We start from the raw sequence: 26,858 nt of genomic DNA on the forward strand, positions 1-26,858 counted from the left end.
GTAAGCCTGGCACAAGGGCCGAGTATAACAGAGCAATCACATTGCGCTGCTTTCACGCTGCCCAGCGGTGCTCGCGGGCGGTTGCCGCAGTATCTGCGGCGCAGCGGAAGGTAGCGTTTTACCACTCATTGGCGCGTCGGCATAGCGTGCCAGCAACTGCGCGTAGGCCGGCTCCTGTTTGAACCGGCGCAGTTCCGCGGCGAAGCGCTGCACCAGCAGGTCCATCCCGGCGCCGCGGCGTACCGCCAGAAACTGCGGATTGCTGCCGATCTCCATGGGCAGGCGACTGACCCGCTGCTCCATGCCCAGACGCTTGATAGTGTATTCGCCCACCCGGCGGTCGGTGATCAGCAGGTCGATGCGTGCCTTGGCCAGCTTGCCGAAGTTGGCTTCCTGGCTGGGTCCGCTCTCGCGGATCACGCCAGGCGCCTGGGCGAACTCGTCACCGTAGTCGTACCCCGCCGTTATGCCCACGGTCAGCCCCTTGAGGTCGGCCATGCTCTGCACGGGGTGAGGGCGATCGTTGGCCTGGTAGAACACCCATTCCACCTCCGACAGCGGCTCCCTGGGATAGAACAGGCTGGCATCGCGTTCGTTGGTCTGGAAAATATCGAGGATGCCGTCGGCCTGGCCTTGATCGAGCATGGCCAGGCAGCGTTTCCACGGCAGGAATTGCCACTGCACTTGAATGCCCAGGCGCTCGAAGATCAGCGCCGTGATGTCGTAGTCGATTCCCTGCGCCTTACCGTTTTCCTCGAAGGCGTAGGGCGCCCATGAATCGGTGACGATGCGCAGCGTTTCGCCGTGGGCCTGCAGGCACCAGCAAAGGAGAAGCGCAGAGGGCAACGAGCGGAGGATGGCAACCATGGGCCGGAGATTACGACGGCTGGCTCCGCTTGAAAAGGTCTGCGCCGGGCTTTCAGGACTTTTGCCGGCTCGTCAGGTGCTGATAGATGGAGCTGCGGCGGCGGCCCAGCAGTAAACGAACGCCGGGATGCCCCAGCCACTGTTCCAGTTGCCGCGGCTGCAGCGGCGTGTGCATGCGCCGCTCGACGTTGTCCTGAGCCTTTTCCCACCAGACGGGCGCGCAGGCCTGATCGAACTCGTTGGCATGGGGATAGCAGCCATACAGCACTTCGCGCACGAACTGCCGCTGATGACCGGGCAGCAGCAGGGTCACTGCCTTGAACAGCAGGCGTTGCGCAGCGGGCGGACGCGGCAACTGGGCGGTGACCTGCCGGGTATCGTCCAGCGCAGCAGGATCGAGCGGCACGTTTTGGTGCTTGCGCAGCCACGCCATGACCTTGGCCCGGAACAGCTGCTTGCGGCTCCAGTAGTGGTGGATCAGGTCGGGGCATTCACGCAGGGCGTAGTGCCGGTAGGCGGCGATGCCCAGGCAGAACTCCTCCAGGATGTACGCACCCTGCGCCCGCGGGTACAGGTCGTCCATCAGCTCGATCGAGCGCTCGAGCAGGCAGGCATCGTCGGCATGCAGGCCGATCACCCCGGAGTTGATCAGGGGCATCTGGTCATCGGCCAGGCCGCGCGCCTGCAGTTCTTCGCTCAATGCGCTGTACAGCACGCTTTCCCGGCAGTCGCCATAGCGGATACCGATTGCGTTGCACAGCAGGCTCCCCGGCGCGATACGCTCGAACAGCGCCAGCGGCGATTGATGGAAGAAGGTGTCGGTGTCGATCAGCAGAGCGACTTCGGATTCGCGCAGCACTTCGAGCAGCGCCATGTGCTTGATGCGGAAGTGGTAACCGTGCGGTTGCATCCACGCCTCACGGGTGGCCGCGTCGAAATTGCGCACGCGTACCGGCAGGTCGCCGTAGGGCGCGGGGTCGTCGGTGAACACCTGGATATCGATGCGGTGACCGGGCGTTTCCCGTAGACGCGCCAGGGCGCTGCAGATGCTGAAGACGGCTTCCCGGTGATAGGTGTCGGCACCGAACACGAGGTAGACCAGTTGCGGGCGAGAAGAGCGGGTTTGAGTGACCATGGACCTGATTTTGATGCTGATGAACGACGAAAAAAGGCCCCGGCAATGTGCCGAGGCCCTGTGGCCGCCTGAGAAGACTCAGCTGCTGAGTTTCAGATTGTTCCATACGGCCAGGCTGGGTTCTGCCTGGTTAAGGGTATAGAAATGCAGGCCCGGTGCGCCGCCCTGCAACAAACGCTCACACATCTGCGTGATCACTTGCTCGCCGAACGTCTGGATGCTTTTCACGTCATCGCCGTAGGCTTCCAGCTGCTTGCGCACCCAGCGCGGGATTTCTGCGCCGCAGGCGTCGGAGAAACGCGCCAGCTTGCTGTAGTTGGTGATCGGCATGATGCCGGGCACGATCGGAATGTTCACGCCCAGCTTCTGCACGCGCTCGACGAAGTAGAAGTAGCTGTCGGCGTTGAAGAAGTACTGAGTGATTGCGCTGCTGGCGCCGGCATTGGCCTTGCGTGCGAAGTTGACCAGGTCATCTTCGAAGTTGCGCGCCTGCGGATGCATCTCCGGGTAGGCCGCCACTTCGATGTGGAAGTGGTCGCCGGTTTCGGCGCGAATGAACTCGACCAGGTCGTTGGCATGGCGCAGCTCGCCGCTGGACATGCCCATGCCCGAAGGCAGGTCGCCGCGCAGGGCAACGATGCGCTTGATGCCGGCCGCTTTGTACTGGTCAAGCAGACCACGCAGGTCCTGCTTGCTGTCGCCCACGCACGACAGGTGCGGAGCGGCGGGAACATTGACTTCGTTTTCCAGCTGCAGAACGGTATTCAGCGTACGGTCGCGGGTCGAACCGCCGGCGCCGTAGGTGCAGGAAAAGAAATCGGGTTTGTAGGCAGCCAACTGGCGGGCAACGCCCATCAGCTTTTCATGCCCGGCATCGGTCTTGGTCGGAAAGAACTCGAAGCTTAAGGGACGATCTTGAGACATGGCAGTTTCTCGGTAAACCCATCGAGCGGGCCAGGGTTGACTGGCCCGCCGTATCAACGGTGCAGAAGCTTAGTAGCGATAGGCTTCTGGCTTGAACGGACCTTCGACGGTGACGCCAATGTAGTCGGCCTGCTGCTGGGTCAGCTGGGTGACCACGCCGCCGAAGCCGCGGACCATTTCCAGGGCCACTTCCTCGTCGAGTTTCTTCGGCAGCACTTCGACGGTCAGGCGCGCAGCCTTGCCGTTGGCGTCCAGGTCGGCGTATTTCTGCTCGAACAGGAAGATCTGCGCCAGCACCTGGTTGGCGAACGAGCCGTCCATGATGCGGCTTGGGTGACCAGTGGCATTGCCCAGGTTAACCAGACGGCCTTCGGCCAGCAGGATCAGGTAGTCGTCGTTCTGCGCGTCGAAGCTGCCGGCACCGGTGCGGTGAATCTTGTGTACCTGCGGCTTCACCTCTTCCCATGCCCAGTTCTTGCGCATGAAAGCGGTGTCGATTTCGTTGTCGAAGTGGCCGATGTTGCAGACCACGGCACGCTTCTTCAGCGCCTTGAGCATGTTGGCATCGCAGACGTTGACGTTACCGGTGGTGGTGACGATCAGGTCGATCTTGCCCAGCAGGGCCTTGTCGATGCTTGCTTCGGTGCCGTCGTTGATGCCGTCGATGAATGGCGAAACCAGCTCGTAGCCATCCATGCAGGCCTGCATGGCGCAGATCGGGTCGACTTCGGAAACCTTGACGATCATGCCTTCCTGACGCAGCGACTGGGCCGAGCCCTTGCCCACGTCACCGTAGCCGATCACCAGCGCCTGCTTGCCCGACAGCAGGTGGTCGGTGCCGCGCTTGATGGCGTCGTTGAGGCTGTGACGGCAGCCGTACTTGTTGTCGTTCTTGCTCTTGGTCACCGAGTCGTTGACGTTGATGGCCGGGATCTTCAGTTCGCCCTTGGCCAGCATGTCCAGCAGGCGGTGTACGCCGGTGGTGGTTTCTTCGGTCACGCCGTGGACCTTGTCCAGCATGGCCGGGTATTTCTTGTGCAGGATTTCGGTCAGGTCGCCGCCGTCGTCCAGGATCATGTTGGCATCCCATGGCTGGCCGTCCTTGAGGATGGTCTGCTCGATGCACCACTCGTATTCTTCCTCGGTTTCACCTTTCCAGGCGAACACCGGGATACCGGCGGCAGCGATGGCTGCAGCGGCCTGATCCTGGGTGGAGAAGATGTTGCACGAGGACCAGCGCACTTCGGCACCCAGGGCGACCAGGGTCTCGATCAGCACGGCGGTCTGGATGGTCATGTGGATGCAACCCAGGATCTTCGCGCCCTGGAGCGGCAGCTGGCCGGCATATTTGCGGCGCAGGCCCATCAGTGCGGGCATTTCCGACTCGGCAATGATGGTTTCGCGACGGCCCCAGGCAGCCAGGGAGATGTCGGCGACTTTGAAATCGGAAAAACCAGCAGGCGTAAGTACAGCGCTCATTAAGAGCCTCCATTCGTAAGGTTCGAATGGGCGCCGTTGTGTGCGTTTGGCGTCCCCAGGCAAAGCCTTTAGGGACAACGCCCCATCCGAGCCTGACAGGTCGAACCTGCTGCAGCGCCCCTCGGACGGGTGGCGGGAACGGCCGGGAGTGAAAAAGGCCGTTGGGTGAATCGGTGGCGATTATATAGCGATGTGCCCAGCTGCCAAAGTATTTCTGACGATCAGCGCCGGATCGATAATGGTATTCATAGGCAAAGCTCAATGGAGCCGGGCGCCGCGGTCTGCCATGATTCGAGCCACTTAGGTGAAGAACAGAGGAGCCAGCATGAATTTTCATACGCGCAAATGGGTAAAGCCCGAAGACCTCAACCCCAACGGCACCTTGTTCGGTGGCAGCCTGCTGCGCTGGATCGACGAGGAAGCGGCCATCTACGCCATCGTCCAGTTGGGCAACCAGCGCGTGGTGACCAAGTACATCTCCGAGATCAACTTCGTCAGCGCTTCGCGCCAAGGCGACATCATCGAGTTGGGTATCACCGCCACCGAGTTCGGGCGGACCTCCATCACCCTGACGTGCGAAGTGCGCAACAAGATCACCCGCAAGAGCATCCTGACGGTGGACAAACTGGTGTTCGTCAACCTCGGCGAAGATGGCCTGCCGGCACCCCACGGACGCAGCGAAATTCGCTACATCAAGGATCAGTTCGACACCGTCGGCTGAGTTCACGGGGATGACCCCCGGTCAGGGCCGAAGCCGCGTATTGCCTGGCTTCTGGCCGACCGGTGGCGTTGCTGGCGGGCGAGTATTTCTGTACTGTACATAAAAACAGTATCGGGAAATTTCATGCAATTGATCGATAAGCTCAGCATCCTCGCCGACGCCGCCAAGTACGATGCCTCGTGCGCCAGCAGCGGTGCGCCCAAGCGCAGCTCGGAAGGCAAGGGCGGGCTGGGCTCGACCAATGGCATGGGCATCTGCCACAGCTACACGCCGGACGGCCGCTGTGTATCGCTGCTCAAGATCCTGTTGACCAACTTCTGCCTGTTCGATTGCCAGTATTGCGTCAATCGCCGCTCCAGTGACGTGCCGCGGGCGCGCTTCACGCCCGAAGAAGTGGTGCGCCTGACGGTGGATTTCTATCGCCGCAACTGCATCAGCGGGCTGTTCCTGAGCTCCGGCATCATTCGCTCGGCCGACTACACCATGGAGCAGTTGATTCGCGTCGCACGCCTGTTGCGCGAGGAACATCAGTTTCGCGGTTACATCCACCTCAAGACCATCCCCGAAGCGGACCCGGCGCTGATCGCCGAAGCCGGTCGCTATGCCGATCGTTTGAGCGTCAACATCGAGCTGCCCACCGATGCCAGCCTGCAGACCCTGGCCCCGGAAAAAGACGTCGCTTCGATCAAGAAAGCCATGAGCACCATCTACACCGGTCAGCAGACCGTGCTCAACGAGCCGCGTGCGCCGCGTTTCACACCGGCCGGGCAGAGCACGCAGATGATCGTCGGTGCCGACCAGACCGATGACAGCACCATCCTGCACAGCGCCGAGTCGCTGTACGGCAACTTCGGCCTGAAGCGGGTCTACTATTCGGCGTTCAGCCCCATTCCCAACAGCCCAAAGAGCGTGCCGCTGGCAGCACCGCCGCTGATGCGCGAGCACCGCCTCTACCAGGCCGACTTCCTGTTGCGCAGCTATGGCTACAAGGCGGACGAATTGCTGTCCGGTCCGGGCGACCTGGCGCTGGACATCGACCCGAAACTGGCCTGGGCCCTGGAAAACCGAAGCGTTTTCCCGTTGGACCTGAACCGTGCCGAACCGGCGCTGATCGCGCGCATACCTGGTATTGGCCTGCGTACCACCAAGCGCCTGGTAGAGCTACGCCGGCAGCGACGGATTCGCTATGAAGACCTGACTCGCCTGCGCTGCGTGCTGGCCAAGGCCAAGCCGTTCTTCATCACCAGCGACTACCACCCACAGCAGGCCGAGATCTCCACCCTGTTGCTGCGCGACCAGCTGCGTGATCGCCCGCAACCCCAGCAGTTGGGGCTGTGGGGATGATATGCCTGGATTGCGACGACCTGTTCGCGACCTGGCGGCAGCAGGCGCGCTGGCTGCTCAGCCATCAGATCGATCCGAGTCATGTGGGCTGGAACACCGTGGCGGACCTGTTCGCCACGGACGAGCACTACCCGGCGGAAGTCGGGCCATTCCAGGCGCGCATTCCCCTAGCCCTCATCGAGCTTCTGGAAAGCGCAGCGCAGTACCGCGGCGAGCAACGCTGGAGCCTGTTGTACGAGGTGCTCTGGCGCGTCAGTCACGGCGATCGCACGGCCATGCTGGCGGGTGATCGCCTGGGCAGTGAACTGCACCGGCGCATCAAGCAGGTGCGACGCGAAAGCCACCATCTGCATGCCTTCCTGCGTTTCGTCGAGCTGCCGACGGCGGCCGAGGGGCCACCGGGCCCCGAGTACGTGGCCTGGCATGAACCGGCCCACGATATTCTGGCCATCGCCAGCGAGCATTTCATCGGCCGCATGGGGCGCAGTCGCTGGCTGATCGCAACGCCGCAGGACGGGGTCTATTACGACGGCGTGCAGTTGATCCACGAACGGCAGTGCCCGCTGGAATGGCAACAGCTGGCGCAGCAGGCGCACGACCCGCAAGGCGAGCTGTGGTTGACCTATTACAGCCACATCTTCAATCCTGCGCGCCTGAACCCCAAGGTCATGCAGGGCCACCTGCCCACCCGCTTCTGGAAGAACCTGCCAGAAGGGGCGTTGATTCCTGGCCTGATCAGCGATGCGCGCACCGGCAAGCAGCGCGATGGCCAGGCCAGCGACATCGGCAAGCGCCAGGGCAAACGCATCGGCCGTTCGGTTTAGCGCACAACTGGCTAGACCGATTGCAGGTGCACTTCGCCCAGTGCGCTGCCCAGTGGGCCGAAGCTGCGCTCGATCATTTCCCGACGGCCTGCGGCATCGACGATGACCACGGTGCTGGCCCGCGTCCCGTAGCTGGCTCCGGTAATGAATACGCTCGAGAGCAACCGCTCGGTGGCCAGGCCCACGCCGGTGTCGGGCAATGCATGCTCGGGCGCCTGGGCCGGGTCGGCCAGCATGTCCAGCAGCGCATGGGGCTGGCTGCCCAATGCTTCCAGCCCCTGACGGGCTTTCACCAGCTTGGGCCATGGCGTATCGAGCCCGGCATTGGACAACCCATAGGTGCCCGCCGACAGATAGTGCGGCGCGGCCGCGGCCGAGTGCAGGTAGCACAGGCGCTGGCCATCGCCGAGCAGCAGATTGAATCCGGCATATTCGTCCAGGCGGTCCATGACACGCTGCAGGTAATCGTCGATCGACTCCGTGCCGGTGAGAAACCCTGCGACCAGATCACCTCTGGAGCGTCGGGCGGGCGGCTGGCCAGGTCGGCGGATATTGGTCAGGGCGGCGATGCGTTGCTGCGGCCCGATGCCCAGCCAGGTACCGCCGGCTTCCAGATCCCGCCCGGCATGGACGCCGGGGTGTTCCCGCCACGCGGACAGGGGCGCCGTGGGCCGTGCATGGAATTCGTCACGGTTGCCCGCCAGCACCAGCGGGTGGGCATCACCGGGCTGCCAGGTGAAAACGATCAGGCACATACGTGGAAATCCTTGTAGTTTGGCTTCACTCTACCGATCCCCGGCGCGCCTATCCATCGCTGCAAGGTGGAGCGTGGGGCACCGGTTCCGGTACCATGCCGAACTGTTTACGGGGGCAACCATGGAATTCGCGCTGTATCTACTGCTCGGTGCCTGCGCTGGCGTGCTGGCCGGCCTGTTCGGCGTGGGCGGCGGTATCATCATCGTGCCAGTGCTGGTGTTCAGCTTCACCTTGCAGGGCTTCGATGCCTCGGTACTGACGCACCTGGCGGTGGGCACCTCGCTGGCCACTATCGTGTTCACCTCGATCAATGCCATTCGTGCCCACCACCGGATGAAAGCGGTGCAGTGGCCAGTGGTCGGCTGGATGACCCTGGGTATCGTGGTAGGCGCAGGCATCGGCGCGTTCACCGCGTCGCTGATCCAGGGCCCGCACCTGCAGAAAATCATCGGCGTGTTCGCCGTGCTGGTGTCCGTGCAGATGGCACTGGACTTCAAGCCCAAGGCCACCCGTCAGGTACCCGGCAAACTGGGTCTGGGCGTGGCCGGCACGGTGATCGGTTGGGCTTCGGCCATATTCGGTATCGGTGGCGGCTCGTTGACCGTGCCGTTCCTGACCTGGCGCAGCGTGTCCATGCAGCAGGCCGTCGCGACGTCCTCGGCGGTCGGCCTGCCGATCGCCCTGTTCAGCGCGACAAGTTTCATGGTGCTGGGCTGGCAAGAGCCGGGCCTGCCAGCGCATAGTTTCGGATTCGTCTACCTGCCGGCCTTGGCGGGCATCGCCATCACCAGCATGTTTTTCGCCAAATACGGGGCACGCCTGGCGCACAAGTTATCGCCACGTGTGCTCAAACGCCTGTTCGCCGCGCTGCTGTTCAGCGTCGGCATGAGTTTTTTGCTTAGCTGAGGAATCGCAATGCTGCCTTACCCGCAGATCGACCCGGTGGCCCTGGCCATCGGACCGCTGAAAATCCACTGGTACGGCTTGATGTACCTGGTGGGCATTGGTGGCGCCTGGTTGCTGGCTTCGCGCCGGCTCAACGGTTTCGACCCGACCTGGACCAAGGAAAAGCTCTCGGACCTGGTGTTCTGGTGCGCAATGGGGGTGATCGTCGGCGGCCGCCTCGGCTACGTGCTGTTCTACGACCTGGAGCAATACATCGCCAACCCTACTTTGATATTCGAGGTGTGGAAGGGCGGCATGTCGTTCCATGGCGGGCTGCTGGGCGTGATGCTGGCCGCGTGGTGGTTCGGCAGGAAGAACGACAAATCGTTCTTCCAACTGATGGACTTCATCGCGCCGCTGGTGCCGATAGGGCTGGGCGCCGGGCGTATCGGCAACTTCATCAACGCCGAGCTGTGGGGCAAGGCCACCGACGTACCATGGGCGATGATCTTTCCGCCTTTCAGCGATCCGGCGCAGTTGCCCCGTCACCCCTCGCAGCTCTATCAGTTTGCCCTGGAAGGGGTCGCGCTGTTCATCATCCTCTGGCTGTTCTCGCGCAAACCGCGGCCGACCATGGCGGTATCGGGCATGTTCGCGCTGTTCTACGGAATCTTCCGTTTCATCGTCGAATTCGTCCGGGTGCCCGATGCGCAGCTGGGCTACCTGGCGTGGGGCTGGCTGACCATGGGACAAGTGCTGTGTCTGCCGATGATCCTGGGCGGCCTGGGGTTGATCTGGTGGGCCTATCACCGCGTGCCGGCAGCTCCGCGCCCGGCCGTTTGATTCTTTTTGCCTGGGCGTGACTGCGGTTGCGCCCTGAACGATGCAGGTAAGTCATGAAGCAATATCTGGAACTGGTCGCCCACGTCATCAAGAACGGCACCTTGCAAAGCAACCGCACCGGCGTGCGCACCATCAGTTTCCCGGGTGCCATGCTGCGGTTCGATCTGCAGGAAGGCTTTCCAGCGATCACTACCCGGCGGCTGGCGTTCAAGTCGGCCATCGGCGAAATGGTCGGTTTTCTGCGCGGGGTCAACAATGCCGCCGAATTCCGCGCCCTTGGCTGCAAGGTCTGGGACCAGAACGCCAACGAGAACGCCCAATGGCTGGCCAACCCGTTCCGCCAGGGTGAAGACGACCTGGGCGAGATCTATGGCGTGCAGTGGCGCCAGTGGCCGGCCTACAAACGCATCGCCCTGAGCAACCCAGCGGCGATCGAACTGGCCACCAGCCAGGGATATCTGCAGATTGCCCAGGCCGAAGAAAACGGCGAAGGCTTTGTGGTGCTGTACAAGGCCATCGACCAGATTCGCCAATGCGTCGACACCATCATCAAGGACCCCGGCAGCCGGCGGATCCTGTTCCACGGCTGGAACTGCGCCCAGCTCGATGAAATGGCGCTGCCGCCTTGCCATTTGCTGTACCAGTTCCACCCCAACCCGGAAACCCGCGAGATCTCGTTGACGCTGTACATCCGCTCCAACGATCTGGGCCTGGGTACGCCGTTCAACCTCACCGAAGGCGCCGCGCTGCTGTCGCTGGTCGGGCGCCTGACGGGCTACACGCCGCGCTGGTTCACCTACTTCATCGGCGACGCCCATGTGTACGAGAACCATCTGGACATGCTCAACGAGCAGATGAAACGCGAGCCGCTACCGGCCCCCAAGCTGGTGATCTCCGACCGCGTGCCCGAGTTCGCCAAGACTGGCGTGTACCAACCGGAGTGGCTGGAGCTGATCGAACCCAGCGACTTTACCTTGGAAGGGTACGAACACCACGCACCACTGACTGCACCGATGGCGGTGTGATCGGTCTCCACTGAAGGCGAGAACCCCCCTGGAATCGGTCTGGCGGCGGGCAAGACTTGGCTGCAGGAGGCGTGACGTACCGCAGCAATTTCGGCGTTCGCGACAAGTCAGGTCCCAACCCTACCAATCGGCCGAATAGGCCAGGCTCAGCGTTCGCCCTTGCGCATTTGCATAAGGCGCGGTGGCATTGGCTTGGGTAAGCAGCGTCTGGTATTTCGTGTTAGTCGCGTTGTAAACGCCTGCTTCCAGACGGCCGACCGGGAGTGCAACGCCGCCTATCAGATCCATCGTCAGATAGCCCTTGGTTCTGCGACCGTTGTGGTCTCGCGCAGCGGCGCCATAGCTGCTGAGTCGCATGGCTTGGGCGCGCAGGTCGTAGGTGCTTGATTGATAGCTGACATACGCGGTGGTTTTGGGCGGTGCAATCCGGGTAGCGGGAAGGTCCAGCCACTTACCTCGCTGGTATGTCTCGCCTTTTGTCCAGGCGTAGGTGCCGCCCGCTCTCCATTGTTCGTTGAGTGAGTGGTCAACACTCATTTCAAAGCCTCGCACACGTTCACGTTGGTTGATCAGCCGCAGTACGCGTGCTTGGGCATCGTAGAACTGCGTAACATCCGATGTGTTCTGATAAGCGCTTACGCGGCCTTGCCAGTTGCTCCAATCACCTCGCCAGCCCAGCTCGTAGCTATCGACCTTTATGGCTTGGGCGTTGAGAGTTTGGATATCGAAGCTGCTGGTGACGTCCCGCATGAAACGCTGAATATCAGGCAAAGAGAATCCCTGACTGAAATTCGTAAAAACGTTCTGTTGATCAGTGAGCTGATACACCATACCCAGATTGTAGAGCGTGGCGTTGTAATCAAGCGTGTCCCCGGGGAGTACAGCGCGCTGGCCGGTTTGAACGATCTCGCCATAGGCAATGCTGTCCGCTATCTCGCTATTGATCCGCTCGTGTCTAACGCCCCCTCGAAGCGTCCAGTCGCCCCAATACCATGCGGGCTGGGCAAATAGCGCGCGTGTCTGAGTAGTCAAGTCAGGCCCCAATTCGTAACGAATTCCAGTTTTTCGATAGGTCAGCCCATCCACCAGGTAGTGGTCGCCACGTTGACGTGCGTGTTCGTTGCTATAGTCCGCACCCCACACAAGATCTCCGCTACTGGCGCCGATGCCGGGAAGCTCGGTTTCCACTGCCGCGCGAAGGCCGTATACATTCTGCGTGCTGGTGGTGCTGGCAACGCCGGCGTGTCCGCGTTTGCGGTCGGGGAAAAAACGCGCATCGGCCTTACGCCAATAGGTTTCGAGTTGCACTGTCTGGCCGTAAAAGTCCCCCTCTCTGTAGTTCAGATTGATCGCTTGATTATGCGTGTAAGGCTGTTCCTTCAGATACAGCCCCTTCACAGCTACTGGACGGGTCTTGTTTCGAGGGTCTTTGGTGTAGTCAGTGTCCTGACGGTCCTTATAGTCCTGCAGAGACAGGGTCAGATTACGGTCTTCCCCCAAAGCAAGTCCCCACCGGGTCTGCAGGTCATAGGTTTGAGTGTCCATGCTGCTACCCTGCGACGTGTCTTGAGGTATACGCGCGTGGCTTGCATCGTATTGATCGTTGCGCTGAATGAGATTGCCAGAGCCATACCAGTCCAGCGGACCGTGCCGGCCAGTTGCGCTCTGGAAGAATTCATAGGCGAGCCCTCCACGATGTAGGGTATCGGGAGATGTCAGTCCGATTTTACTGTGCAGCAATAAATCGGCATCAGAGTTGCGTTTGGTGATGATATTGATGATGCCACCTGACGCACCTGCGCCGTAGATACTGGTCGCTCCAGATATGACTTCGATACGCTCTATGCTGTTGGGAGCAATACTGTTCAGCTGTCGGAAATTGTCTCTAGTAGCATTCTGGGAAACCCCGTCAATCAAGACCAACATGTTCCTTCCCCGAAGCGTTTGGCCAAAATTGCTCATGCCACCGCTAGAAGGCGAAAGGCTGGGTACAAGCTGACCAAGCACATCCGAAAGGCGGCGACCGGTGCCTGCCTGTTGTCTGATCTGGTACTCATCGATCACTTGGATCGAGCCTGGAATCGAAGCGATGCTCGCCTGTGTTCTGGTGGCTGAGACCACACTGGCGTCAAGACTCAGGAAGGCCTCTTTTTCCATTTCACTGGCGCGCGAGTCCGTGCACAGAGTCAGTATCGTCAAAAGCCAGACAGGTCTAATCGTGTAGGGCATACAAAGTCCTTTTAGTTGGAAACTAGGAGATACTCCGTGGCGCGCCAGTCCTTTTGCGCATGAGCCGAATGGCTATGGCCGCTGCAACATAGGTTGCAGCCACGATCCAAAAACTTTGAGCGAGGGGCATCCATGCCAGCGTTGAAGCGCCCAAGGCGATGCCCAACAGCGACCCTGCCTTGGCTGCACTATTACCAAGCGCCATCACGAATCCACGCTGGGTTGAATCGATTGTCTGAGCAATAATTGCGTAAGTGACAGGCAGCAAAGCTCCTTGCCATACGCCCCAAACCAAACGTGTTATCAAGAAACTTAGCCAACCTTGTGCGAATATTGTTATTGCCATAGTAAGTGCACAGAGCCATGCGATACCTTCGATCAGCCTGAGCGTCTGGCTATGTGAATGATGATCAAACAGTTTCCCCCATAATGGCGCGGAGACTGCAAGGGTTGCTGCGCTTGCGGCATAAGTAATTCCAATAAGCCACCCAGGTGCATTCAGTACCTCCAGTACATAAAGTGAGTAGAAAGGCTGAGAGATTACTTTAGCCGCTTGCAAAAAAAACATGACTGATAACAACCCAGCAAGCCACTTTCTATCGAGCCTGATCACAGGCCCTCGTTGGCGGTACCTATAAGCCTGCGGGCGATGGTTGGTCAAGAACGCGCCGCCTATTGCACAGGCTAGGCAAACGTATGCAGCTACACTGCAAATGTGTTTGAAGTCATATTTGTCAATCAACCATCCGCCTACGACTGGACCAACCAAAGAACCGATTGCAGTTGCTGATTGAAGTAAAGCCAATGTTTTGGCTTTGTTAAACTCGTGACAACAACACAAAGCATAGGCCTGTGCGGCTACCAAGAACCCTGCAAGTCCGCCTTGGATGCTACGAGTTATGACCAAAGTTGTCGGGTCTGAGATAAATGCCACTGCGCCTTGGAATATGCTCAGCGCAAGAAGTGCGCGCAAGATCATCGCTTTGTGCCCGACCCGGTCTCCGTAGCGAGCCCATAGCGGGCTCAGCAGCATTGCCGCTACCAAGGGGCCTGCATATACTCCCATTGTGAAGAATGCCAAGTGTTCCTGAGATGCTGGACCTAGAAGAGCTTTTATATGCAAAGGCCAGAAAGGGCCACTCATTTCCAAAGCACCCATCGACAGTGCCTGGATCGCAACGAGGAGAAAAATCGCTTTATGGTCAGCGTGCATTGCTGTGCGTGCGCAGTGGATTGGGTATCCTTTCAACAATATCTTTCGAACTTTCTTCCAGCCGCATGCGCAGAAATGCTTTTGCAGGCCAGTCCTCAAAAAGGATAGCCTGGCGCTCTGCTTCCCAGCGTTGAGCGTCTACTTTTGACCTGAATTGGTAGAACACAGATTCTATTTCCTTAGTCAGGGCATTCCACAGCACAGCATGGGGAATACGCCACTGCCGTGCGCAGAGCAGAGAGAGTTCCCCAATGTGGCACATCAGGGTCGTGTGAATGAATTTGTCTCTCACATGGTTAGAATCATCGAACAGTGTCATGTGAGGGTCATGCAGTTGAATATTCAAAGCATGTTTATTGAATGCCTGACGATCTATTCGGATGTCACCAAAGTCGCGGATCAGGAGCTTGCTGGGCTGTTGGCCGGTGCCTAATATCACGAAGCTGTTCTGTTGGTGTGCCTCAAACGCGACACCGAAAATCAGATAGAATCCCAGAAGCCCAGGGAGTGCCATTGAAATGTATTCTTTGTAGAATTTCAAAGCGGCGTCAGGCTCATTGGAGTTGTAGCGTAACTCAATCCACTGTTCCAATAACGGCCTGCCAGACGCGTCCATTGCAAATAGGCTGCCCACCGGGATCGCCAGTTCGCCGTCATCAACCAGATCTGCAGGATTGTCTCTGAATATGGCTGCTATATGCCGCGCGCGATCGTCATCCGATTGTGCTGGTTCATATTGGATGCCCACGCGCTCTGGAATGATCTTCAGGTAGTGGATAAGGGTCGGCTCAATTTCGTGCATTTCTTGTAATAGTCTGCTTACTCGTGGTCCCATCCGTACAGAGCGGGGTGAGATTGTTCTCTGCACACTGGTCAGCCTTAGCGAGACTGGAAGTTTTACTAATGGGGCTTTCCTCCTGCCATCTGGTATTACGGTTCTGAATGACATCGTTGGATGGCCCGTAAACGCTGTCACATCGGTAATCACCAGCATATGCTGACGAATTTCATCAGGAAATAAATTCGGGAGTTCCGTAGTCGCTTGCCAGGGGTGAACCGGAATGGGCGTGTAATCATCGGGCTTTAGTTTAAGTTTTATAAGGGCTTGCTTCCACTCTTCAGCCGCTTTTGGAAAACGTTGTTGCCACCACTTTGTATGGCTCTCAACAGGATCCATTGACTCTATGTAACACACGTCAGTGCGCAACGCAGCCAGCATCACCGGAAGTCTAGCTTCGAACTCTGGGGAAAAGTCGATGATCTGAGAGATGTCCAAACCCAGCTTGGTTTTGTAATTTGGATGCCAAGGATGTCCGAGGGTACCCCATTGCTCCAGTAAGGCTGTAGGATTCGAGTTTTGAGGATTTGAGTGGAGCCAGTCCAGCGTGTTTCTATAGCCATCATGCTTGGCGATATTGCTAAGTTGTGATGCCCAACGGCGTTGGAATGCTATGCACAAAATATCATTCGCAAAGCTATCGTTGATTTCGGACTCAATACTTGCGAAGGTGCAGTTACTGTTATGCACCGTAAGATGATCGTATATTAGTTCCAGAAGGTCGGAGGGTAGTTCGACAGGTTTTACCACGCCTTGTACGTTTTCGACCGAAACCTTCCCTGTTATCGTCCAGCTCCCCATGGGCCCTGACTTGAGTGAGTCAAAGCGTATACGACCACGCCCTGAGATAGCCAAGCATGTGGTTCCATCCGCACAGGCACTAAGCGCTGAAGAATCCAGAAGTTTTTCCCGAAACATCGCCTGGATCAAGCGTTGGCAAGAATGTTCCAAGGCGATGGGCGCCGCATTTACTAGATCACTGAGACCTATACCTCGACGTTTAAAAGCTTCCGTATCTAAGGCTTTTATCCAGCGGGATAGAACGGCTTGTTGCGTTCCGATTCGAGCCGACGTCATGGGCACCCTCACATCCTTGAAATGAAGATGAAAGCGTATAGCGTAAAGCAACTCGATAAAACGTAATGATTCCTATTATCACGTAAGGCATTTCCGAAACCTATGCTTTAGGATGCCTTGCGCCATTTCCTTCACAAACGCAGGTTTTTCGTCGGATTAGGTGATGAATGGATAGAGTTGCGTGTCTTCGCAAGGGTCTTTACGGTTTTCAAGACGGGGCGGCGAGCTTTCTGGTCAGGTAACAACATCGAAGTCTGGCATATGCCAGCCCTACAGACTTTCCGACCTTACTCCTTCGACATTTTCATGAAGATATTCATCCCCCCAACGTCAGTCTCGATCTGCTCCCAGCCAAGCCGCCCGTAGTACGCCGACTTTTCCTCGACAGCACATAGATAGACCCGCTCGACACCCTCAGCTTTCGCTTTCTGCATTCCGGCTGTGAGTAATGCCGCCCCGACGCCCTCATTGCGGCTCTCGGCCTCCACCCACAGCGCCGCCAGCCAGGGCGAATACTGCACTCGTTCATCCATGTCCGAAACGATCAGCGATACCGTGCCCATGAACCGCTCACCTGCATGAGCGACCAAAGTGGTGGGAATGGGCTTGGAACGCAGGCTGTCTTCCAGAAGCGTCAGCACATCTTCCAAGGTTTGGCCGTCTTCCTTCCACCAGGCTTGCCACAGCCGCTCGCCCACGATGGCAAGAAAACCAGGTTCAGTGCGCAGATCTGATATTTGAAAGGGGGTTGCGGTGCGATTCATGACAGGTTCTTTTTGTTGGACATGTGCAACGAACCTATAGGCAGGCTTTGCAATAGCGAAACCAGGATTGTTTCAAAACCTTGCTCGCTGATTCAGTTAAGAGATCCGAAAGTCCGCATGCAGCTGTTGCCAATGTTGGCGCAGGATCGCTTGCTGGTTTGGCTTCATGACGCTGGCCGCTAGGGCCTCAGGCCACAGCGTTCGTGCTGCGTCCAGTGTTTCTCGTAGATGAACGAGCACGGGTCGCCAAGGTATTCCAGAGGTCTCGGCCCATCGTTTGAAGTGTTCGAGCGAGACGTCATACCAGGCTTTGGTATCGGCCATGTTCGACGCAAACTGGCTCTCGCCGGGAATAAATACCTTGGTCGCGACGATGTCGTAAGCCGGGGACAGTTCTGCGCTGAAAGTGTCCGGATAGATCAGGCTCCAGTTCTTCAGATGCGCATCGCCGTTGGCCAGGAGCACATTGACCAGCAAACGCACAGCCATTTGCGTGACATCCCGTTGGCCATGGCGGGTCTGGGTGTAGAGCAATTTGGCGATCTGTTCATAACGGCCGCTGCGGTATTTATCGTGTGCGTAGGCGTAAAGCACCTGGGCGAAGTCTTCTGAATGAACGCGCTGACCTCCAGCAAGCCGATCATAACGACGAATGCCATAGGCCCATTGCTCGTCGGGTAGGTTGATTGCGGGCAGGCTGTCGATCATGTCCATGCCGACCAGGCGTATTTCAGGAATGTCGACGCCTGCCAGTTGTGCCAGTTTCATGCAGGTGTATTCGTTGAGCGGCACGAATGGATGAACGGTGGAAGGCGTCTTGATGATCCAGTCTCCCGGCGCCGTGGGGTCTGCGGTTATGTAACGACCATCCCGGTCGTGCATGGAGAATTTCATCTGTACGCCGGCCAGCGAGAAATGCGAGCGATGGTCGGGTGTGTCGATGGATACTGGAGTGATCTTGCCGTGGTTGCCCAGCGCATAGGCGGGTATGTGTTCGGCAGATACGGGAGTGGCGACCAATGCACCCGGCAAGTCCTGACCGAGCCAGCTCAATAAGGGAAATTCGCTGTCTGGATGCACTTTCATGGCTTGCGCAACCAGGCCACGCAGCGCGCCTTCCGGAAGTAGATTGCTCAACACCGGGTGCAGCCGGTGATGGGTGATGTAGGGGTGTTTGTTTGCCAGTTGACGCCTGAATATGCCCGGATTGAGGTGAGATAAGGTCAGCGTGCGGCGGTGTGGATCATCGATGTAATCCGGCGCCAAGGTAAGTACATTCTTGCCATTCGAATGGCCGGTGACATAACCGACTAGTTGCGAATGCAGCGTCAGCTTCAAGGCCGCTACGGTTTCGGCACTCATGGCAGATCGTCCCAAGGGTTTTCCGGATAGTTATCCACAGGGCGATCGTCCTCGAAGTACACCGGTGCCCCTGCCAGGATCTTTTCGATCAGCTTGAGTTGATCCTTGGGTACCAGGACCATGCTGGCGTCCAGGCCTTCGGCAATTAGGTCGAGGGTGTTGAGGCGCGGGTTGCCGTCTTTTTCGATCTTTCCGTATTGCTGGCGGGTGAGGCCCGTGCGCAAGGGCATGTCCTGGATCTGAAGGCCCAGTTGTTGGCGGCGGTTGCGGATCTGTTGCAGAAGTGTGGTTAGCATGGGTTGAGTATGAGCTGTATATGGTTCATGTCAAATTTAATGAGTCATATACTATTCACACTGCACACAAGATTAGAATGGGAGCGTGTATCTGATGAGCCGCGACGTTTGTTTCGCGGCCGCAGACCGCTCCTACGAGGTTGTGTAATCTCTTGTGGGAGCGGGCTCTGCCCGCGAAGGCCGCGCCGCGGTATGGCTGACGAAACGCAGTGCTCTTTTCGCGGGCAGAGCCCGCTCCCACAGGCTGTGTTCAGTCGTTCAATGCCCGTGGCTGCGGCCTACATGGGAGTGTTCGGCATCGGGAACGGTGACGGCGCCGCTGATTTCCAGGCGCTGAAGGATTGCGCAGTGTTCTTCGGCAGTGCCCCCGTGGCATTTCTGGCGCAGGGCAACGAGTTGTTCCTGCAGCGCAACCAGGCCGTCTATGCGTGCCTTGACGTGATGAATGTGCTCGTCAATCAGGTCGTTGACGCTCTGGCATTGATCTTGAGGACTGTCGCGCAGGGTCAGGAGGTTGCGAATCTCATCCAAGGTCATGTCGAGGATGCGGCAATTGCGTATGAAGGTGAGTCGCTCGACATGGGCCTGGGTGTAGAGGCGGTAGTTGCCATCGCTGCGGGCCGGCAGGGGCAATAGGTGTTCGCGTTCGTAGTAGCGGATAGTTTCGACCTGGCAGTCGGTGATTTTCGCCAGTTCTCCGATTTTCATGCTGATGACCTGCAAATAGGTGCTTGACCCTATAGTGGCTACAGGGTGTTCACTTGGCAACCTGCACTTCAGGGAATTGCGACCAATGAGCCACCCCACCTCCGGCCATGCCCACGATCATAAGCACGAGCACGAGCACGAGCACGAGCACGAGCACAGCCCTGCACCCGCCAGCCATTGCTGCGCAGGCAAGGCAACGGCGCCCTCGACCGTCCAGCTCGCGCCCGGGGACAGCCAGGATGCTCGGCTGAGCCAGTTCCGCATCGAAGCCATGGACTGTCCGACCGAGCAGACGCTGATCCAGAACAAGCTGGCCAAGCTGGCCGGTGTGCAGCAGTTGGATTTCAATCTGATCAACCGCGTGCTTGGCGTGCGCCATTCGCTTCCCGATACCCAGGCGATCGAGAGCGCCATCAAATCGTTGGGCATGCATGCCGAACCCATCAACGGAGACGAGCCTGCCGCCAGTGCGCTGCCGACGCCGCGCAAGCCCTGGTGGCCGCTGGCGCTGTCAGGCGTGACGGCGGTCGCGGCCGAAGTGGTCCATTTCACCCAGGCGGCGCCGACTTGGGTCGTGGCATTGCTGGCGCTGGTATCGATCGCCAGTTGTGGCCTGACCACGTACAGCAAGGGCTGGATCGCGCTGAAGAACGGCAACCTCAATATCAACGCGTTGATGAGCATCGCGGTGACCGGTGCGGTGCTGATCGGCCAGTGGCCGGAAGCGGCGATGGTGATGTTCCTGTTCACCGTGGCCGAATTGATCGAGGCCAAGTCCCTGGATCGGGCCCGCAATGCGATTGGCGGTCTGATGCGCCTCACGCCGGACACGGCCACCGTGCGCCAGGCCGATGGCCAATGGCTGGAACAGGACGTCAAGACCGTCGCTCTGGAGGCCATCGTGCGCGTGCGTCCAGGGGAACGCATCGGTCTTGATGGTGAAGTGATTTCCGGTCAATCCAGCATCGATCAGGCGCCCATTACCGGCGAAAGCCTGCCGGTGGAGAAGGGCGTGGGCGACAAGGTGTTCGCCGGCACCATCAATCAGGCCGGCTCGCTGGAGTTTCAGGTCACTGCCGCGGCTGGCCAGTCGACACTGGCGCGTATCATCCATGCGGTCGAGCAGGCGCAGGGCGCGCGGGCACCCACTCAGCGCTTTGTGGATAACTTTTCACGGATCTATACGCCGGTGGTGTTTGCCCTGGCTCTTTTGATCGCTGTGGTACCGCCGCTGGTAGGTTTCGGCGCCTGGTTCGACTGGATCTACCGTGCGCTGGTACTGCTGGTGGTCGCCTGTCCCTGCGCGCTGGTCATTTCTACCCCGGTTACCATCGTCAGTGCGCTGGCTGCGGCTGCGCGCAAAGGCATCCTGGTCAAGGGGGGCGTGTACCTGGAAGGTGGTCACAAACTGGACTATCTGGCGCTGGACAAGACCGGCACGCTGACCCATGGCAAGCCGGTGCAGACCGATTACGCGCTGCTCGATTCCGCCTTCGAAGGCCGGGCCCAGGCGATTGCTCAGGCGTTGGCGGGACGTTCGGACCATCCTGTGTCGCGAGCGATTGCTGCTGACGCAAATGAGGCGGCCCTGGCCTTGGACAACTTTGAGGCCTTGCTTGGGCGAGGCATCAAGGGCCAGGTGGAAGGGCAGACCTATCACCTGGGCAACCATCGCTTGGTGGAAGAGCTGGGTCAGTGCTCCCCGGCGCTGGAAGCGCAACTCGATCAGCTGGAGCGCGAAGGTAAATCGGTCGTGGTATTGCTGGGCCCGCAGGGGCCGGTGGCGTTGTTCGCGGTGGCCGATACGGTGAAGCAGACCAGCCGCGAGGCCATTGCCCAGTTGCATGCCCTGGGCATCAAGACTGTGATGCTGACCGGGGACAACCCGCACACCGCCAAGGCGATTGCCGCTCAAGTGGGTATTGATCAGGCCATTGGCGATCTGTTGCCCGCCGACAAGCTCAAGGCCGTGGAGCAGCTGTACGCCCAAGGACATCGGGTCGGCATGGTCGGTGACGGCATCAACGATGCACCGGCGCTGGCGCGGGCCGAAATCGGTTTCGCCATGGCGGCAGCGGGCACCGATACCGCGATCGAAACCGCCGATGTCGCGTTGATGGACGATGATCTGCGCAAGATACCGGCGTTCATTCGGCTGTCGAGGCAGACCCGCGCCGTGTTACTGCAGAACATCGTACTGGCCCTGGCGATCAAGGCAGTGTTTCTGCTGATGACCGTGGCCGGTATGGCAACGCTGTGGATGGCAGTGTTTGCCGACATGGGCGTAAGCCTGTTGGTGGTGTTCAACGGGCTGCGGTTGCTGCGCAAGTGACGTTGCACCCGTGACTACGCGCCGCTCTTTTCGCGGCCACTGGCCGCTCCTACAAGGTTCGTGGCACTGCGGATCTCACCGTAGGAGCGGTCATCGGCAGCGAAAGGCCTCCCCCGATGCATCTGACATACCGCGGCGCTCTTTTCGCGGCCACTGGCCGCTCCTACAAGGTTCGTGGCACTGCGGATCTCAGCGTAGGAGCGGTCATCGGCCGCGAAAGGCTCACCCCGATGCATCTGACATACCGCGCCGCTCTTTTCGCGGCCACTGGCCGCTCCTACGGGGTTGTCAGAGCTGCCGGGCCAGCGCCTCGATCTGCTCTTCGCGCTCGCGTTGGCTCAGGTGCTTGTGACCGTTGAGCGAGGACCATTGCGGATAGGCGCGGGCCTTGTCCAGGGCTTCGGGCAGCTTGCCTTCGCGCCAGGTCTGCTCCTGTGGCGCCGCCACTTCGATGGTGCCCATGGCGGCATGGCCACGGGCATCGAGGGCTTTGACCAATTGCTGTTGGCGCAACGCCAGCAGCCGTAGCACATTGTCGTCCACGGTCAGTTCGCGCTCGCCCTTGAACTTGCCCAGCAAGCGCGCGCCATAGCCTCGTGCGGTTTGCAGCGCGCCGCCGGCAATGGCCCCAGCGATGGCCGCCATGCCCAAGGTCAAACCGCCCACCAGCAGGTCGACGCCCGCGCCAGCCGCTGCGCCGGCCGCAATGCCGCCGCCGACCTTCACCCCCAGCTGCTTGAGCGTATCGGGGTTGAACAGATCGTCTCCCCAGCGCCCATCCGACAGCGGCAGGTCGCCTGCCGAGGCATCCTGGCTGCGGAAGGCATACAGTTTCAGCAACGTTTCCACGCAGCGCTGCTCGCGTGTGCGCACCGCTTGGCGGAGGTCTTCGATGGCGCCCGCCGCGGCGTCACTGGTCACGCTGCGACGACAGGCGGCGCAGTCGATCAGCAGTTCGGCAATCAACCGCCGCGCGCTGCCCTGGCGCGCCAGCCGTTGTGCCTGTTGATCGTCGATCAGCCGCTGCAGGGCCGGACGGGAATGCTCCAGCAGCAACGCCAGGCTTTCATAAAGACGCCGTTCACCGTCTTCGGGCGGCGCCACGCTGTCGAAGCGCACCAAGGCATGCAAACCAAGGCGGGCCAGGGCCTCGCGCCAATCCCCCTCGCGCTGCAGGCTGCTGCTGACGAAATTGAGCACTGGCAGTAGCGGTTTCCCGCAGCTGGCCAGCACTTCCAGCTCATCCCGGTACTTGGCCAGCACCGGCTCGCGTGCGTCGATCACGTACAGGCCCGCATCGGAAGCCAATAACTGGCGCAGCACCTTGGCCTCCTGCTCGAAGCGTTGACGGGCTTCGCTGCCCTGCAGAAACCGCTCGACCCGCGCCGGACCGTCGAGACGCTCGCCGGGGCGATCCAGACGCTCCACGAATTCCAGCAGGGCAATGGCATCTTCCAACCCAGGGGTGTCGTAGAGCTCCAACAAGGCATCGCCATCCACTGAAAGACGTGCGCCTTCCACATGTCGTGTGGTGCTGGGCCGGTGAGACACTTCGCCAAAACCCACGTCGCGGGTAAGCGTACGCAGCAGCGAAGTCTTGCCGACGTTGGTATGGCCGACCACGGCCAGGGTCAGGGGCTTACTCATGGCCTGTCTCCAGCCAGCTCAACGGGGTCGATTCATCGACCGGCAGGCCCAGTGCATCCAGCCCCGCCTGCCAGTCTCCATGGCGTTGTGGGTCGAGGGCCTGGCCGGGTGGCGCGGGTAACAACCACACTCGGGTAACGGTGGCGCACCTGGCCAGTTCGGCAATCAGGCCGAGGCTGCCGCGATCCGGCGAGCGCCGCGGATCGCAGGCGATCACCAGCCGCGCGGGCGGAAAGCGGGTCATCTGTTCCAGCAGCCGGTGGCGCGACTCGCGGCTGTCGAGCACGCCGGCATCCTGAATGCCGGGTGCCAGGGCAGGCGGCCACGGATGCTGGCCGTCGAGTTCCAGTGCTACCAACACAGCGCCGCTGCTCGACTCGCTGGCTGCTTGAGTGGTGACATGCGGCAACGTGTCGGGCGCCTCATCGCGCACGCCCAAGCGTTCGCTGCTGGGCATCAGCCGTTCGCGCAACTGGCTGTAGCCGGGCAGGCTGGTATCCAGGGTCAAACCCGCGCGGCCTCGGCGCCAACGCCATTGGCAGAACGCGGCCAGCACCAGGCGCGGGCCGATACCGAACACCAGCAGCACGCCGACCAGCCAACCCGCCCAGGCCTGGCGTGCGCCTTCGATGTTGGTCGCCTGATCGCCACTGGCGCGGATCATGTCGATGTCCGGCACACTGAAACCCAGCAGCGCGGGCACGGCGCCCAACATCCGAGTCAGGTTGATGAAGGTGTCCGCGCTCAGAATGGTGGTCTCCCAGACGAAACCATAGCGCCGGGTCGCCAGCAGCAACAGCAGCACGGCCAGCGCACTCAGCAAGGCCAGCAGCCACAGCCCATGCACCAGTGTGCCCAAGGCCCAGCGGTTGAGTCGCCGCCGCTGCAGCAGCAATACCAGCGCCGGTGCCAGATGCACGGCTTGCGCATCACGCGCCAGTTTCTCGCTCAGCCACAACCACAGTCGGCCCAGCACCGCACCGTGTCCACCGGACGCGACCAGCCCCAGCAGCCAGCTCAGCAGCAAAATGAGGTTAAGCCCCAACAGGCTGCCCAGCGCCCAGAACACGTTGACGGGCTGCAGGCCATCGCCCAGCGCCGCGAATGCCAGGCCCGCGCCGCTGAACACGGCCAGCACGCCCAGCAGCAGCATCGCTAGTCGCGCACCCTGCAACCAGTGGCCCAGGGCCTGGCGCTGGCCATCACGTTCGGCCAGCAGCAGAGCACGGTGCTCGATGCGCGCGGCCAGGTCGCCGCCTTGCTGACGTGCGCGGCGGTTGGCTTCCAGGTCTTCCAGGGGGCCTGCCTGCTCTTCGCGCAGGCGGATGGCTTCACTGAGCCAGAGTCGATGCAATGCAGTGGGTGCGCTCACGCGTTTTTCCAGGCGGCCGATTCGTCGTGAGCATAACCCAAGGAGGCTCTGCTATTCTGCCGGCCATGAAGACATCTCTCCCTTTAAGCCTGATCGCGGCGCTCGCCGAGAACCGCGTGATCGGCATCGACAACAGCATGCCCTGGCACCTGCCGGGGGATTTCAAGTATTTCAAGGCAACCACCCTGGGCAAGCCCATCATCATGGGTCGTAAGACCTGGGACTCGCTCGGCCGACCACTGCCGGGGCGCCTGAACCTGGTGGTCAGCCGACAGCCGGACCTGCAACTGCCGGGTGCCGAAGTGTTCACTTCGCTGCAGGCGGCCATCGAGCGTGCCGAAGCCTGGGCTCGCGAACAGGGCGCCGAGGAAGTGATGCTCATTGGTGGCGCGCAGCTGTACGCGCTGGGCCTTGCTCAGGCGGATCGCCTGTACCTGACGCGGGTAGCCTTGCACCCGGAAGGGGACGCCTGGTTTCCCGAGTTCGACGAGAACCGATGGCAGAGGGTGTCGAGCGTGCCCAACGAAGCGGTCGACGACAAGCCGGCCTACACGCTCGAGGTATGGGCGCGCAGATGATCGGATGGCCTGTTCGCGCAGCCTGTTCGAGAGGGCGCCCGCGAACAGGCAGCAGCGGTTACGCCGAAGCCAGTTCCTTGTGCTCATCGGCTGCCAGCAAAGCCTGGTCGGTCTGACCCATCACTTGGCTGGTAATGGTGCCCGCCGCCATCGACCCGCTCACGTTCAGTGCCGTGCGGCCCATGTCGATCAGCGGCTCGACTGAAATCAGCAGCGCCACCAGGGTGACCGGCAAGCCCATTGCCGGCAGTACGATCAATGCAGCAAAGGTCGCGCCGCCGCCCACTCCTGCCACACCGGCCGAACTCAGGGTGACGATGCCCACCAACGTGGCGATCCACAGTGGATCGAGTGGGTTGATCCCAACCGTGGGTGCGACCATCACCGCCAGCATGGCTGGATACAGGCCAGCGCAGCCATTCTGGCCGATCGTCGCGCCAAAGGAGGCGGCGAAGCTGGCGATCGCTTGAGGTACGCCCAAGCGACGAGTCTGCGCTTCGATGCTCAGTGGAATGGTCGCCGCGCTCGAGCGGCTGGTGAAGGCAAAGGTCAGCACCGGCCACACCTTGCGGAAGAACCGCAGCGGATTGACCCCGGCCAGGCTCAGCAGCAGCCCGTGCACCGCGAACATCAATGCCAGGCCGATGTACGACACCACCACGAAACTGCCCAGCTTGACGATGTCCTGCACGTTGGAACTGGCGACCACCTTGGCCATCAGGGCCAGCACACCGTAGGGCGTCAGCTTCATCACCAGCCGCACCAGACGCATCACCCAGGCCTGCAGCACGTCGATCGCACCCAGCACTTTCGCCCCTTTGTCAGCATCGTCCTTGAACAGCTGCAAAGCCGCCATGCCCAGGAACGCGGCAAAGATCACCACGCTGATGATCGACGTGGGTTTGGCCCGTGCCAGGTCGGCGAAGGGGTTCTGTGGAATGAACGAGAGCAGCAGTTGCGGCACATTGAGGTCGGCCACCTTGCCCGCGTAGTCGCTCTGGATCGTCGCCAGACGTGCCGTTTCCTGAGTCCCGGCCACCAGGCCCTCAGCGGTCAGGCCGAACAGGTTGGTCAGGCCGATACCGATCAGTGCTGCGATTGCGGTGGTGAACAGCAGCGTGCCGATGGTCAGAAAGCTGATCTTGCCCAGCGAAGAGGCATTGTGCAGACGGGCTACCGCACTGAGGATGGACGCGAAGATCAGTGGCATGACGATCATCTGCAGCAGTTGCACATAGCCGTTGCCGACCAGTTCCAGCCAACTGATGGTGCTTTTGAGCACAGGGTGGCCGGCACCGTAGACGGTGTGCAGGCCGATACCGAACAGAACGCCCAGGGCAAGGCCCAGCAAGACCTTCTTGGCCAGGCTCCAGTCGGTGCGACGCGTTTGTGCCAGACCCAGCAGCAATGCCGCGAAGATCAGCAGGTTCAACAGCAGGGGCAGGTTCATGTCAGCTCCGAAAGATTGACGACCGCGGCTCTACGGACGCTGGTCAATCGCGAATGCTAACACCCTGAATCGAAAGGTAATTAATATCGGAATGGAAGATCGTTAGGCGTTTTTGGAATAAGCGTCTGGGCCTGCACGGCAAGAGGCCGGTCTTCACCAGAGGTTGCGTGAAGACCGGCCGCAGGGTCC

At 60.3% G+C, this 26,858-nt stretch carries 23 protein-coding genes and 1 riboswitch; of the genes, 8 read left to right on the top strand and 15 right to left on the bottom strand.

Annotated elements, in window-relative coordinates:
* Window positions 1-36 precede the first annotated feature (36 nt).
* The 4 genes from H7993_RS15165 to ahcY form a co-directional block, all read right to left on the bottom strand.
* A complete protein-coding gene (locus H7993_RS15165) occupies window positions 37-867 on the bottom strand; it encodes a substrate-binding periplasmic protein (protein WP_185794883.1) in 831 nt (276 codons plus the stop codon).
* A 52-nt stretch (window positions 868-919) separates the two neighbouring features.
* On the bottom strand, window positions 920-2,002 hold the full coding sequence (locus tag H7993_RS15170; protein ID WP_185794884.1) for a hypothetical protein: 1,083 nt from the start codon (window positions 2,000-2,002) through the stop codon (window positions 920-922).
* Window positions 2,003-2,080: 78 nt separating this feature from the next.
* Window positions 2,081-2,926, bottom strand: a complete 846-nt coding sequence (metF, locus tag H7993_RS15175; RefSeq protein ID WP_185794885.1) for a methylenetetrahydrofolate reductase [NAD(P)H] — start codon at window positions 2,924-2,926, stop codon at window positions 2,081-2,083.
* 69 nt (window positions 2,927-2,995) lie between these two features.
* A complete protein-coding gene (ahcY, locus tag H7993_RS15180; protein ID WP_122480553.1) occupies window positions 2,996-4,405 on the bottom strand; it encodes an adenosylhomocysteinase in 1,410 nt (469 codons plus the stop codon).
* Between the two features lie 21 nt (window positions 4,406-4,426).
* Window positions 4,427-4,534, bottom strand: a riboswitch (S-adenosyl-L-homocysteine riboswitch).
* Between the two features lie 196 nt (window positions 4,535-4,730).
* Between ahcY and H7993_RS15185 the strand changes: the two genes are divergently transcribed.
* From H7993_RS15185 to H7993_RS15195, 3 genes are all read left to right on the top strand, one after another.
* Window positions 4,731-5,126, top strand: a complete 396-nt coding sequence (locus tag H7993_RS15185; protein WP_122480552.1) for an acyl-CoA thioesterase — start codon at window positions 4,731-4,733, stop codon at window positions 5,124-5,126.
* 123 nt (window positions 5,127-5,249) lie between these two features.
* Complete coding sequence (locus H7993_RS15190) at window positions 5,250-6,470, top strand: putative DNA modification/repair radical SAM protein (protein WP_122480551.1); 1,221 nt, start codon at window positions 5,250-5,252, stop codon at window positions 6,468-6,470.
* On the top strand, window positions 6,467-7,294 hold the full coding sequence (locus H7993_RS15195) for a TIGR03915 family putative DNA repair protein (protein WP_185794886.1): 828 nt from the start codon (window positions 6,467-6,469) through the stop codon (window positions 7,292-7,294). Before H7993_RS15190 ends, H7993_RS15195 begins: the two co-directional genes overlap by 4 nt.
* An 11-nt stretch (window positions 7,295-7,305) precedes the next feature.
* On the opposite strand, the gene H7993_RS15200 is transcribed toward H7993_RS15195, so the two are convergent.
* Entirely contained in the window at window positions 7,306-8,049 is a 744-nt protein-coding gene (locus H7993_RS15200; RefSeq protein ID WP_185794887.1) for an NRDE family protein, read from the bottom strand.
* A gap of 121 nt (window positions 8,050-8,170) precedes the next feature.
* Here H7993_RS15200 and H7993_RS15205 point away from each other — a divergent pair, with 121 nt between their 5' ends.
* The 3 genes from H7993_RS15205 to H7993_RS15215 are packed head-to-tail and all read left to right on the top strand — an operon-like array spanning window position 8,171 to window position 10,803.
* Complete coding sequence (locus tag H7993_RS15205; RefSeq protein ID WP_185794888.1) at window positions 8,171-8,956, top strand: sulfite exporter TauE/SafE family protein; 786 nt, start codon at window positions 8,171-8,173, stop codon at window positions 8,954-8,956.
* 9 nt (window positions 8,957-8,965) lie between these two features.
* Complete coding sequence (gene lgt / locus H7993_RS15210; protein WP_185794889.1) at window positions 8,966-9,778, top strand: prolipoprotein diacylglyceryl transferase; 813 nt, start codon at window positions 8,966-8,968, stop codon at window positions 9,776-9,778.
* 53 nt (window positions 9,779-9,831) lie between these two features.
* On the top strand, window positions 9,832-10,803 hold the full coding sequence (locus H7993_RS15215; protein ID WP_185794890.1) for a thymidylate synthase: 972 nt from the start codon (window positions 9,832-9,834) through the stop codon (window positions 10,801-10,803).
* A gap of 120 nt (window positions 10,804-10,923) precedes the next feature.
* Here the strand turns inward: H7993_RS15215 and H7993_RS15220 are convergent, their stop codons facing one another.
* The 7 genes from H7993_RS15220 to cadR all read right to left on the bottom strand — a co-directional run bounded on the left by H7993_RS15220 (window position 10,924) and on the right by cadR (window position 19,290).
* The gene (locus H7993_RS15220) at window positions 10,924-13,032 is read right to left on the bottom strand and encodes a TonB-dependent receptor (protein WP_185794891.1); all 2,109 of its coding nucleotides are present in this window, start codon (window positions 13,030-13,032) and stop codon (window positions 10,924-10,926) included.
* A gap of 22 nt (window positions 13,033-13,054) precedes the next feature.
* The gene (locus H7993_RS15225) at window positions 13,055-14,245 is read right to left on the bottom strand and encodes an MFS transporter (protein WP_122480544.1); all 1,191 of its coding nucleotides are present in this window, start codon (window positions 14,243-14,245) and stop codon (window positions 13,055-13,057) included.
* Entirely contained in the window at window positions 14,235-16,160 is a 1,926-nt protein-coding gene (locus H7993_RS15230; RefSeq protein ID WP_185794892.1) for an IucA/IucC family protein, read from the bottom strand. The genes H7993_RS15225 and H7993_RS15230 overlap by 11 nt, the downstream gene beginning before the upstream one ends.
* 287 nt (window positions 16,161-16,447) lie before the next feature.
* Window positions 16,448-16,924: a GNAT family N-acetyltransferase gene (locus H7993_RS15235; protein WP_185794893.1), complete on the bottom strand. Its 477-nt coding sequence runs from the start codon at window positions 16,922-16,924 to the stop codon at window positions 16,448-16,450.
* Between the two features lie 96 nt (window positions 16,925-17,020).
* Window positions 17,021-18,286, bottom strand: coding sequence for a type II toxin-antitoxin system HipA family toxin (locus tag H7993_RS15240; protein WP_185794894.1), 1,266 nt, complete (start codon window positions 18,284-18,286; stop codon window positions 17,021-17,023).
* Window positions 18,283-18,582 (bottom strand): helix-turn-helix domain-containing protein, encoded by a 300-nt coding sequence (locus H7993_RS15245; protein ID WP_090355550.1) that lies wholly within the window; start codon window positions 18,580-18,582, stop codon window positions 18,283-18,285. The genes H7993_RS15240 and H7993_RS15245 overlap by 4 nt, the downstream gene beginning before the upstream one ends.
* Before the next feature lie 258 nt (window positions 18,583-18,840).
* Complete coding sequence (gene cadR, locus H7993_RS15250; RefSeq protein WP_122480673.1) at window positions 18,841-19,290, bottom strand: Cd(II)/Pb(II)-responsive transcriptional regulator; 450 nt, start codon at window positions 19,288-19,290, stop codon at window positions 18,841-18,843.
* A gap of 85 nt (window positions 19,291-19,375) precedes the next feature.
* Here cadR and H7993_RS15255 point away from each other — a divergent pair, with 85 nt between their 5' ends.
* The gene (locus tag H7993_RS15255) at window positions 19,376-21,622 is read left to right on the top strand and encodes a heavy metal translocating P-type ATPase (protein ID WP_185794895.1); all 2,247 of its coding nucleotides are present in this window, start codon (window positions 19,376-19,378) and stop codon (window positions 21,620-21,622) included.
* Between the two features lie 288 nt (window positions 21,623-21,910).
* On the opposite strand, the gene H7993_RS15260 is transcribed toward H7993_RS15255, so the two are convergent.
* Window positions 21,911-23,269: a DUF3482 domain-containing protein gene (locus tag H7993_RS15260; RefSeq protein ID WP_185794896.1), complete on the bottom strand. Its 1,359-nt coding sequence runs from the start codon at window positions 23,267-23,269 to the stop codon at window positions 21,911-21,913.
* Window positions 23,262-24,641 (bottom strand): DUF2868 domain-containing protein, encoded by a 1,380-nt coding sequence (locus H7993_RS15265; protein ID WP_185794897.1) that lies wholly within the window; start codon window positions 24,639-24,641, stop codon window positions 23,262-23,264. The genes H7993_RS15260 and H7993_RS15265 overlap by 8 nt, the downstream gene beginning before the upstream one ends.
* Before the next feature lie 65 nt (window positions 24,642-24,706).
* On the opposite strand from H7993_RS15265, the gene H7993_RS15270 reads away from it, so the two are divergent.
* Window positions 24,707-25,219, top strand: a complete 513-nt coding sequence (locus tag H7993_RS15270; RefSeq protein ID WP_185794898.1) for a dihydrofolate reductase — start codon at window positions 24,707-24,709, stop codon at window positions 25,217-25,219.
* 58 nt (window positions 25,220-25,277) lie between these two features.
* Here H7993_RS15270 and H7993_RS15275 read toward each other — a convergent pair whose 3' ends face one another.
* Window positions 25,278-26,669, bottom strand: coding sequence for an L-cystine transporter (locus H7993_RS15275; protein WP_122480535.1), 1,392 nt, complete (start codon window positions 26,667-26,669; stop codon window positions 25,278-25,280).
* Window positions 26,670-26,858: the final 189 nt, after the last annotated feature.

Source organism: Pseudomonas baltica (assembly GCF_014235765.1).
Classification (GTDB): domain Bacteria; phylum Pseudomonadota; class Gammaproteobacteria; order Pseudomonadales; family Pseudomonadaceae; genus Aquipseudomonas; species Aquipseudomonas baltica.

Bases quoted from the DNA above. Each gene is read 5' to 3' on its own strand.
- ahcY (WP_122480553.1), bottom strand. From the start codon at position 4,405: ATGAGCGCTGTACTTACGCCTGCTGGTTTTTCCGATTTCAAAGTCGCC.
- H7993_RS15255 (WP_185794895.1), top strand. From the start codon at position 19,376: ATGAGCCACCCCACCTCCGGCCATGCCCACGATCATAAGCACGAGCAC.
- H7993_RS15220 (WP_185794891.1), bottom strand. From the start codon at position 13,032: ATGCCCTACACGATTAGACCTGTCTGGCTTTTGACGATACTGACTCTG.
- H7993_RS15275 (WP_122480535.1), bottom strand. From the start codon at position 26,669: ATGAACCTGCCCCTGCTGTTGAACCTGCTGATCTTCGCGGCATTGCTG.
- metF (WP_185794885.1), bottom strand. From the start codon at position 2,926: ATGTCTCAAGATCGTCCCTTAAGCTTCGAGTTCTTTCCGACCAAGACC.
- H7993_RS15190 (WP_122480551.1), top strand. From the start codon at position 5,250: ATGCAATTGATCGATAAGCTCAGCATCCTCGCCGACGCCGCCAAGTAC.
- H7993_RS15185 (WP_122480552.1), top strand. From the start codon at position 4,731: ATGAATTTTCATACGCGCAAATGGGTAAAGCCCGAAGACCTCAACCCC.
- H7993_RS15240 (WP_185794894.1), bottom strand. From the start codon at position 18,286: ATGAGTGCCGAAACCGTAGCGGCCTTGAAGCTGACGCTGCATTCGCAA.
- H7993_RS15195 (WP_185794886.1), top strand. From the start codon at position 6,467: ATGATATGCCTGGATTGCGACGACCTGTTCGCGACCTGGCGGCAGCAG.
- H7993_RS15200 (WP_185794887.1), bottom strand. From the start codon at position 8,049: ATGTGCCTGATCGTTTTCACCTGGCAGCCCGGTGATGCCCACCCGCTG.
- H7993_RS15165 (WP_185794883.1), bottom strand. From the start codon at position 867: ATGGTTGCCATCCTCCGCTCGTTGCCCTCTGCGCTTCTCCTTTGCTGG.
- H7993_RS15215 (WP_185794890.1), top strand. From the start codon at position 9,832: ATGAAGCAATATCTGGAACTGGTCGCCCACGTCATCAAGAACGGCACC.
- H7993_RS15225 (WP_122480544.1), bottom strand. From the start codon at position 14,245: ATGCACGCTGACCATAAAGCGATTTTTCTCCTCGTTGCGATCCAGGCA.
- H7993_RS15235 (WP_185794893.1), bottom strand. From the start codon at position 16,924: ATGAATCGCACCGCAACCCCCTTTCAAATATCAGATCTGCGCACTGAA.
- cadR (WP_122480673.1), bottom strand. From the start codon at position 19,290: ATGAAAATCGGAGAACTGGCGAAAATCACCGACTGCCAGGTCGAAACT.
- H7993_RS15270 (WP_185794898.1), top strand. From the start codon at position 24,707: ATGAAGACATCTCTCCCTTTAAGCCTGATCGCGGCGCTCGCCGAGAAC.
- H7993_RS15245 (WP_090355550.1), bottom strand. From the start codon at position 18,582: ATGCTAACCACACTTCTGCAACAGATCCGCAACCGCCGCCAACAACTG.
- H7993_RS15260 (WP_185794896.1), bottom strand. From the start codon at position 23,269: ATGAGTAAGCCCCTGACCCTGGCCGTGGTCGGCCATACCAACGTCGGC.
- H7993_RS15230 (WP_185794892.1), bottom strand. From the start codon at position 16,160: ATGACGTCGGCTCGAATCGGAACGCAACAAGCCGTTCTATCCCGCTGG.
- lgt (WP_185794889.1), top strand. From the start codon at position 8,966: ATGCTGCCTTACCCGCAGATCGACCCGGTGGCCCTGGCCATCGGACCG.
- H7993_RS15170 (WP_185794884.1), bottom strand. From the start codon at position 2,002: ATGGTCACTCAAACCCGCTCTTCTCGCCCGCAACTGGTCTACCTCGTG.
- H7993_RS15205 (WP_185794888.1), top strand. From the start codon at position 8,171: ATGGAATTCGCGCTGTATCTACTGCTCGGTGCCTGCGCTGGCGTGCTG.